This window comes from Microbacterium sp. H6, assembly GCF_003314775.1.
Lineage (GTDB): Bacteria > Actinomycetota > Actinomycetes > Actinomycetales > Microbacteriaceae > Microbacterium > Microbacterium oxydans.
This window is the reverse complement of sequence record NZ_QOAY01000254.1, coordinates 19,334-27,621: the sequence shown is the minus strand read 5'-3', so window position 1 is coordinate 27,621 and position 8,288 is coordinate 19,334. Positions and strand designations below refer to the sequence as shown.

The following is an 8,288-nucleotide window of genomic DNA, read 5'->3' as shown; positions in this document are numbered from 1 at the left end:
ACATCGTGCGCCGTCGCGGCGTCGGTGATGCGGCGCTGAGCGATCTTGCCGAGCGGGGACTGCGCCGGTGCGACGGGCGCGGACTCCGGCCACCAGGCGACCACGGGGGCGTCGGGCAGCAGGAGGCCCGTGATGAGGCTCTCCTCGTTGCTCGCGGCATCCCCGAAGGCGCGCAGGACGACGACCTCGCTGGCGCCGGCGTCGCCGCCGACGCGGATCTGCGCGTCGAGACGGGACTCGCCTTCACCTGTGGTGATCACGATCACACGCATCGGGTGCTCCCGCGAAGCGTCGTTGGCGGCATCGATCGCCGCCTCCGCCACTCCGTTGCGGGCAGCGATGACGAGGGTCAGCACGCGGCCGAGGGCGACAGCTCCGCCCTCCTCGCGCACCTTGACCAGCTGCTTCGCGACCTGGCTGACGGTCATGTCGGGAAGGTCGATGATCACGGGCGTCTCCAGACTCGTCCATCGCGGGCCAGCAGGTCGTCGGCGGATGCCGGTCCCCACGAGCCGGGCGCATACTGCTCCACCGGACCGCCCTGGGCGGCCCAGTACTTCTCGACCGGGTCGAGGATCTTCCAGGAGAGCTCGACCTCCTCGTGCCGCGGGAACAGCGGCGGATCGCCCAGCAGGACATCGAGGATCAGACGCTCGTACGCCTCAGGGCTCGCCTCCGTGAAGGCGTGGCCGTAGCCGAAGTCCATCGTCACGTCGCGGACGTTGGAGCCACTGCCAGGCACCTTCGAGCCGAAGCGGATCGTGACGCCCTCGTCCGGCTGCACGCGGATGACGAGCGCGTTCTGTCCGAGCTCGGACGCGTTGCCGCGGCCGAACAGGTGCTGAGGCGCGCGCTTGAAGACCACGGCGATCTCGGTCACACGACGGCCCAGACGCTTCCCCGTCCGCAGGTAGAAGGGCACATCCGCCCAGCGACGGGTGTCGATCTCGAGCTTGATCGCGGCGTACGTCTCCGTGGTCGACTCGGGGTTCATCCCCTCCTCTTCCAGGAAGCCGGTGACCTTCTCGCCACCCTGCCATCCGCCCGCGTACTGCCCGCGGGCGGTCGCGAGCGACAGGTCGTCGGGCACATGCACGGCCGCGAGGACCTTCTCCTTCTCGGCGCGCAGGTGCTCGGCCGAGAGACTGATCGGCTCCTCCATCGCTGTCAGCGCCAGCAGCTGCAGCAGGTGGTTCTGGATCACGTCTCGTGCGGCACCGATACCGTCGTAGTACCCGGCACGCCCGCCGACGCCGATGTCCTCGGCCATCGTGATCTGCACGTGGTCGACGTAGTTGCGGTTCCAGATCGGCTCGTACAGCTCGTTGGCGAAGCGCAGGGCCAGGATGTTCTGAACCGTCTCCTTGCCGAGGTAGTGGTCGATGCGGAAGATCGAGTCCGCGGGGAAGGCCACCTCGAGAGCGGCGTTCAGAGCCCGCGCGGACTCGAGATCGTGTCCGAAGGGCTTCTCGATCACGACACGACGCCAGCGCTCGTCATCGTCGCTGTTCTCGCCGACGAGACCGGATTCCTTGAGCTGCTTCGCGACCAGCGGGAAGTCCTTCGGCGGGATCGACAGGTAGAACGCGTGGTTGCCCATCGTCCCCCGTTCGACGTCGAGCTTCTCGATGGTGTCACGCAGCTTGCGGAAGGAGTCCGGGTTGTCGAACTCACCCGAGACGAAGCGGATGCCTTGCAGCAGCTGGGTCCACGTCTCTTCGCGGAACGGCGTGCGGGCGTGCTCCTTCACGGCGTCGTAGACGACCTGGGCGAAGTCCTGGTCCTCCCAGTCGCGTCGGGCGAATCCCACCAGGGCGAACCCGGGAGGGAGCAGACCGCGGTTCGCGAGGTCGTAGACCGCTGGCATCAGCTTCTTGCGTGAGAGATCTCCGGTGACGCCGAAGATCACGAGGGCGCTGGGGCCCGCGATCCTGTTGAGACGGCGGTCATCGGGGTCACGCAGCGGGTTGTGCCCGCGCGAGATGGGAACAGACATCGGTGGGGGATTCTCCTGCTGTTACTTCTGTGCGGCTTCGAAGAGGGCGAGCACGTCGTCCGAGGACTCGGTGATCGTCAGGGTGACGACGGGACGCCCGTGCTCGGCGAGCACGGCGGCATCACCGGCGGCCTGCGCCTGGATGAGCTGCCCGAAGGTGAAGGGCCGGTCGGGGATCTCGAGGTCGACCTCGGTGCGCTCCAGGATCTGCAGGAACACTCCCTGCGCGGGGCCGCCCTTGTGGTACTGGCCGGTCGAGTGCAGGAATCGGGGTCCCCACCCGAACGTGGTCGGCCGCCCGGAGTCTGCTGCGACGAGCTCACGCAGGCCCTGGAGCTGCGGAACCTCGAGACGGTTGACGTACGCCTGGATGGACACGTAGCCGTCGGCGGGGAGCTGGGCCCAGAGGGCGTCCAGCACGCCTTCGACCGTGCCAGAGGCGGCGAGGGCGGGGTCGGACACCCGGACCTCCACACCGTTCTCGACGAACGCCGGCGCCGTGGGCTCGGGGCGAGCGTCGAGCAGTCCGCGGGCGGCGACCTTCGCCGACTCGACGTCGGGCTGATCGAACGGGTTGATGTGCAGCAGGTGTCCGGCGATCGCGGTGGCGTACTCCCACACGATGAGCTGGGCGCCCAGCGTCCCGCTGACGAGGATCTCGCCCTCATGACGCTCGTGGAGGTGGAACTCGTTGGCGTCGTCTACCAGTCGCACGATCTGGAGGTCGGCCGGGACCGGATCGAGCTCGGGGGAGACGGGGAGCAGCACGACCGGGAGGATCCCCGTGCCCTCCTTGCCGGTGGACTCGGCGATGAGCTGCTCGATCCAGTCCGGCAGGCCCTTGATGTGCGTGCCATCGGTGATCAGACCGAGCTTGTCGCGTCGCGGGTTCGTGGCCGCGATCGCCGCCCCCAGTCGCAGAGCGGGGTTCTCGGCCGAGTCGACGGCGACCTCGAGCAGCGAAGCCTCGGCCTCGTTCAGAAGCTCGTCGATGTCGACGCCGGCGAGTCCCGACGGCACCAGCCCGAAGGCGGTGAGCGCCGAGTAGCGGCCGCCGACGTTCGGGTCCGCGTTGAAGACGCGGTATCCGGCCTCGCGGGCGGAGGCGTCGAGCGGTGAGCCGGGATCGGTGACGACCACGATGCGCTCGACGGGGTCGATCCCGAGATCGCGGAACGCGGCTTCGAACGTGCGGCGCTGGGAGTCGGTCTCGACGGTGGAGCCCGACTTCGACGACACGACCAGCACCGTGTCGGCGAGCCCTTCATCGAGGGCGGCGAGCACCTGGCCGGGAGCGGTCGAGTCGAGGATCGTCAGCGGCACGCCGGCCGTCTGCGCGATGACCTCGGGCGCGAGCGAGGAGCCTCCCATGCCGGCCAGCACGACCCGGGTGACGCCCTTGGCGTTGAGGTCGGCGCGGAGCGCGACGATCTCGGCGACGAGGGGACGCGAGACGGAGACGGCCTCCACCCATCCGAGTCGCACAGACGCTTCCGCCTCCGCCGCAGGACCCCAGAGCGTCGCGTCGCCACTGGTGATGCGGGAGGCGACGAGGTCGTGGACGAGGGCGGGAACCGTCTCGTCGATCGCGGCGCGCGCGGCGCCGGACGTGTGGATCGAGAAGGTCATCGCTGCGACTCCAGAGCCTCGGTGACCTGCGCGAGCAGATCGTGCCAGGAGTCGATGAACTTCGCGACCCCCTCGTCCTCGAGCACCTGTGTGATGTCGGTGAAGTCGATGCCGAGCTCGGCGATCCCCGCGAACACGGCGCGGGCGTCGTCGTAGCCGCCGGTGATGGTGTCACCGGTGACGACGCCGTGGTCGAAGGTGGCGTCGAGCGTCTTCTCCGGCATGGTGTTGACGACGCCCTGGGCGACGAGCTCGGTGACGTAGAGGGTGTCGGGAAGAGCCGGGTCCTTGACGCCGGTCGACGCCCACAGCGGGCGCTGCAGATTCGCCCCCGCGCCGAGCAGCGCCGTGGCGCGATCTCCGGCGAACGTCTTCTCGAACAGCTCGTACGCGAGGCGGGCGTTGGCGAGGCCTGCCTTGCTCTTGAGTGCTTCCGCCTCGGGAGTGCCGATCGCGGTGAGGCGCTTGTCGGTCTCGGTGTCGACGCGCGACACGAAGAACGAGGCGACCGAGTGGATGGTCGACAGGTCGATGCCCGCCGCCTTCGCGGTCTCGAGCCCTGTCAGGTATGCGTCGATGACCTCGGCGTAGCGCTCCAGGCTGAAGATCAGCGTCACGTTGACGCTGATGCCGGCGCCGATGGCCTCGGCGATGGCCGGAAGCCCCGCCTTGGTCGCGGGGATCTTGACGAGCAGGTTGGGGCGGTCGATCTTGGCCCACAGCTCCTTGGCCTGCGCGACGGTACCCGCGGTGTCATGCGCGAGGTCGGGGGAGACCTCGATCGAGACGCGGCCGTCGACGTGGTCGGAGGCCTCCCACACGGGGCGGAACACGTCGAGGGCTGCGGCGACGTCCTGCGTGGTGGCAGCGAAGACCGCTTCCTCCGCGGTGGCACCGGAGCCGGCGAGCTCAGTGACCTGCGCGTCGTACGACGTGTCGTTCTTGTCGGTGATCGCGTTGGCGAAGATCGTCGGGTTCGTGGTGACGCCGACGACATTCTTCGTGTCGATGAGGTTCTGCAGGTTGCCGGAGGAGATGCGGGTGCGGGAGAGGTCGTCGAGCCAGATGCTGACGCCTGCGGCGGCGAGCTGCGCGGTGGGGGTGCTCATGCGTTCTCCTTGGTGCTGTTGGCCGCGATGGTCTCGCGGGCGGCCGCGATGACGGCCTCGGTGGTGATGCCGAACTTCTCGAAGAGGGTCTTGTAGTCGGCGGAGGCGCCGAAGTGGTCGATGCCGACCGAGCGGCCGCGGTCGCCCACGATGCCGCGCCAGCTGAGCACGGAGCCCGCTTCGACCGACACGCGGGCGGTGACTGCTGCCGGGAGCACGCTCTCGCGGTACTCGGCGTCCTGCTCGTCGAACCACTCCAGCGACGGAGCGGAGACCACGCGCACGTTCACGCCCTCGGCGGCGAGAGCCTCACGGGCGTTGACCGCCAGCTGCACCTCGGACCCGGTGGCGACGATGATGACGTCCGGCGTGCCGTTCGGCGCCTCGGCGAGAACGTAGGCGCCCTTTGCGGCGTTGTCGGCGGAGGCGAAGGTGTCGCCTTCGGCAGCACCATCGCCGCGCTCGAACACCGGGATGTTCTGACGCGTCAGTGCGATGCCGGCGGGGCCTTCGTGACGACGGAGGATCTCCAACCAGGTCGCAGCGGTCTCGTTCGCGTCAGCCGGGCGCACGACCGTGAAGTTCGGGATCGCACGAAGCGTGGCGAGCTGCTCGATCGGCTGATGCGTCGGGCCATCCTCGCCGAGGGCGACGGAGTCGTGGGTCCAGACGAAGATGCTGGGCACGTTCATGAGGGCGGCCAGACGGACGGGCGGACGCATGTAGTCGCTGAAGATCAGGAACGTACCACCGAACGCCCGGGTCGGGCCGTGCAGGACGATGCCGTTGATGATCGCGCCCATAGCGTGCTCACGGATGCCGAAGTGCAGCACGCGACCGTAGGGGTTTCCTGACCACTCATGCGTCGACCACTCAGCGGGGATGAACGACGGGGCGCCCTTGATCGTGGTGAGGTTCGACTCGGCGAGGTCGGCGGAACCGCCCCACAGCTCCGGAAGCTCCGCAGCGAGGGCGTTGATGACCTGACCGGACGCGGCGCGGGTCGAGACCTCCTTGCCGGCCTCGAACACGGGGAGCGCGGCAGCGATGTCGGTGGGCAGTTCGCGTGCTTCGAGGCGGTCGAGAAGGGCCTTCTTCTCCGGGTTGGCGGCGGCCCACGCGTCGAACGACTCCTGCCAGGACGCACGCACCTCGGCCGCACGGGCGGCGAGCCCGCGAGTGCGCTCGATCACGTCGTCGGCGACCGCGAAGTGCTCCTCGGGGTCGAAGCCCAGGACCTTCTTGGTCGCGGCGAGCTCATCCGCACCGAGCGCGGAACCGTGGATCTTCCCGGAGTTCCGCTTGCCGGGCGACGGCCAGCCGATGATCGTCTTGAGGATGATCAGCGACGGCTTCGACGTCTCACCCTTCGCAGCCTCGATCGCCGCGTACAGCTCGGCGACGTCCTCGACGTACTCGCCGGACTTCTTCCAGTCGACGACCTGCACCTGCCAGCCGTAGGCCTCGTAGCGAGCGGCGACGTCCTCGGTGAAGGCGACGTTCGTGTCGTCCTCGATGGAGATCTGGTTGGAGTCGTAGATCGCGATCAGGTTGCCGAGCTGCTGGTGGCCCGCGAGCGACGAGGCCTCGCTGGTCACGCCCTCCTGCAGGTCGCCGTCGCCGGCGATCACGTACACGAAGTGGTCGAACGGGCTCGTGCCCGCAGCGGCCTCGGGATCGAACAGGCCGCGCTCGTAGCGTGCGGCGTAGGCGAAGCCCACGGCGGAGGCCAGGCCCTGCCCGAGAGGACCGGTCGTGATCTCGACGCCCTTGGTGTGGCCGTACTCCGGGTGGCCCGGCGTGAGGGAACCCCACGTACGGAGGGCCTTGAGGTCGTCGAGCTCGAGCCCGAAGCCGCCGAGGTAGAGCTCGACGTACTGGGTGAGCGACGAGTGGCCGGCCGACAGGATGAAGCGGTCGCGCCCCAGCCAGTCGACATCGGTCGGGTCGTGGCGCAGAACGCGCTGGTACAGGAGATACGCGGCGGGAGCGAGGCTCATCGCGGTGCCGGGGTGACCGTTGCCGACCTTCTCGACGGCATCGGCCGCCAGGATCCGTGCGGTGTCCACCGCGCGTCGATCGATCTCATCCCACTGCAATTCCGACACGTTCATGCCCTTTCCGACAGTTTCGAGGGCGCCCGTATTCCCTGGCAGGTCCGCGACTTCACGGTGAGGTGCACATCGCCGGGCGCGCGAGTGGTTTCAGCATAGCGGTGACGTGAGTCGCACTACGCGGGACCGGGAGCCGGAACACGTCATCCCGTGTCATACACTGGAGAGGTTGTCCGGTCACACGTGCGGAGGAGGCGATCGAGATCTCGACGATGTCTGATCAGACCGTGAGGAAGTCGTCCGTCGGTCGCACGGTGAAGGCCTATATCACCCTCACCAAGCCGCGTGTCCTCGAGCTCCTGCTCGTGTCCACCGTGCCGGTGATGTTCCTTGCGCAGGGAGGAATGCCGAACCTGTGGCTCGTGCTGGCCACCGTCATCGGCGGCTCGATGAGCGCCGGTTCGGCGGCGTCCTTCAACATGTACCTCGATCGCGACATCGACGCGCACATGCATCGCACCGAGAACCGTCCGCTCGTCACGGGCGAGGTCAGCCCGCGTGGCGCGCTGATCTTCTCCTGGACGCTGGCGGTCGCCTCCACGGGCTGGCTCCTGCTGACGACCAACTGGCTCACCGCTGCGCTGTCGGCGACGGCCATCTTCTTCTACGTCGTGATCTACACGATGATCCTCAAGCGCCGTACCGAGCAGAACATCATCTGGGGCGGTATCGCCGGCTGCTTCCCCGTGCTGATCGGGTGGTCGGCGGTCACCGGCTCGCTCGACTGGCCCGCCTTCATCCTGTTCCTCCTGGTCTTCCTGTGGACGCCGCCGCACTACTGGCCGCTGTCGATGAAGTACAAGGACGACTACGAAGACGTCGACGTCCCCATGCTGGGTGTCACGCGCAACGCCTCCCAGGTCGGCCTCCAGGTGATCCTCTACGCGTGGGCCACCGTCGCCTGCTCGCTCCTCCTGGTGCCGATCGCCGGCATGGGACTCGTGTACACGGTGTCAGCCGCCGTGTTCGGTGGATGGTTCATCTACGAATCGCACCGTCTCTACAACCGCGCCGTCCACGGGACCGAGCCGCGTCCGATGCGCGTGTTCCACGCGTCCATCACATACCTGACGCTGATCTTCGTCGCGGTCGCGGTCGACCCGCTGCTTCCTTTCTGACCTGACGCAGGGAGGCTGGTCTCCCAGAACGACGGAGCGGCGCCGAGGATGTCCTCGGCGCCGCTCCGTCGTTCTGTGCTCAGGGATCACCTGCGCACAGGCGCTCAGCGGGTGATCGACGGGGAGTCGTCTGAGTTCGCGTCCTTCGCCGGCGCGTCATCGAGCGCGGCCGCCGGCGCCGCAGCGGCGTCGGATCCCGCGTCGGCGTCCGCCGCAGTGTCCGTGACGGGCGAAGCGGTGTCCGTGACAGGAGCGTGCGTCTCGTCGGGGGCGGCGGTCCAGTCGATCGCCTCGACGACTGCAGGAGCGGGGGACGCGACGA

At 68.4% G+C, this 8,288-nt stretch carries 6 protein-coding genes and 1 pseudogene; 1 reads left to right on the top strand and 6 read right to left on the bottom strand.

Features of this window, described 5'->3' with window-relative positions:
- The 5 genes from DSP71_RS16245 to tkt form a co-directional block, all read right to left on the bottom strand.
- A partial coding sequence (locus DSP71_RS16245) for a glucose-6-phosphate dehydrogenase assembly protein OpcA (protein WP_181800758.1) occupies window positions 1–449 on the bottom strand: 449 nt, incomplete at its 3' end.
- Entirely contained in the window at window positions 446–1,996 is a 1,551-nt protein-coding gene (gene zwf / locus DSP71_RS16240; RefSeq protein ID WP_046749152.1) for a glucose-6-phosphate dehydrogenase, read from the bottom strand. The genes DSP71_RS16245 and zwf, both read right to left, overlap by 4 nt.
- Before the next feature lie 21 nt (window positions 1,997–2,017).
- Window positions 2,018–3,625: a glucose-6-phosphate isomerase gene (locus DSP71_RS16235; protein WP_046749151.1), complete on the bottom strand. Its 1,608-nt coding sequence runs from the start codon at window positions 3,623–3,625 to the stop codon at window positions 2,018–2,020.
- On the bottom strand, window positions 3,622–4,734 hold the full coding sequence (tal, locus tag DSP71_RS16230) for a transaldolase (RefSeq protein WP_113681601.1): 1,113 nt from the start codon (window positions 4,732–4,734) through the stop codon (window positions 3,622–3,624). Before tal ends, DSP71_RS16235 begins: the two co-directional genes overlap by 4 nt.
- A complete protein-coding gene (tkt, locus tag DSP71_RS16225) occupies window positions 4,731–6,842 on the bottom strand; it encodes a transketolase (RefSeq protein WP_113681604.1) in 2,112 nt (703 codons plus the stop codon). The genes tal and tkt overlap by 4 nt, the downstream gene beginning before the upstream one ends.
- A 218-nt stretch (window positions 6,843–7,060) precedes the next feature.
- On the opposite strand from tkt, the gene DSP71_RS16220 reads away from it, so the two are divergent.
- Window positions 7,061–7,966, top strand: a complete 906-nt coding sequence (locus DSP71_RS16220; protein WP_046749149.1) for a heme o synthase — start codon at window positions 7,061–7,063, stop codon at window positions 7,964–7,966.
- A 104-nt stretch (window positions 7,967–8,070) separates the two neighbouring features.
- Here DSP71_RS16220 and DSP71_RS24125 read toward each other — a convergent pair.
- Window positions 8,071–8,288 (bottom strand): annotated as a pseudogene (locus tag DSP71_RS24125) (hypothetical protein); the annotation flags it as partial.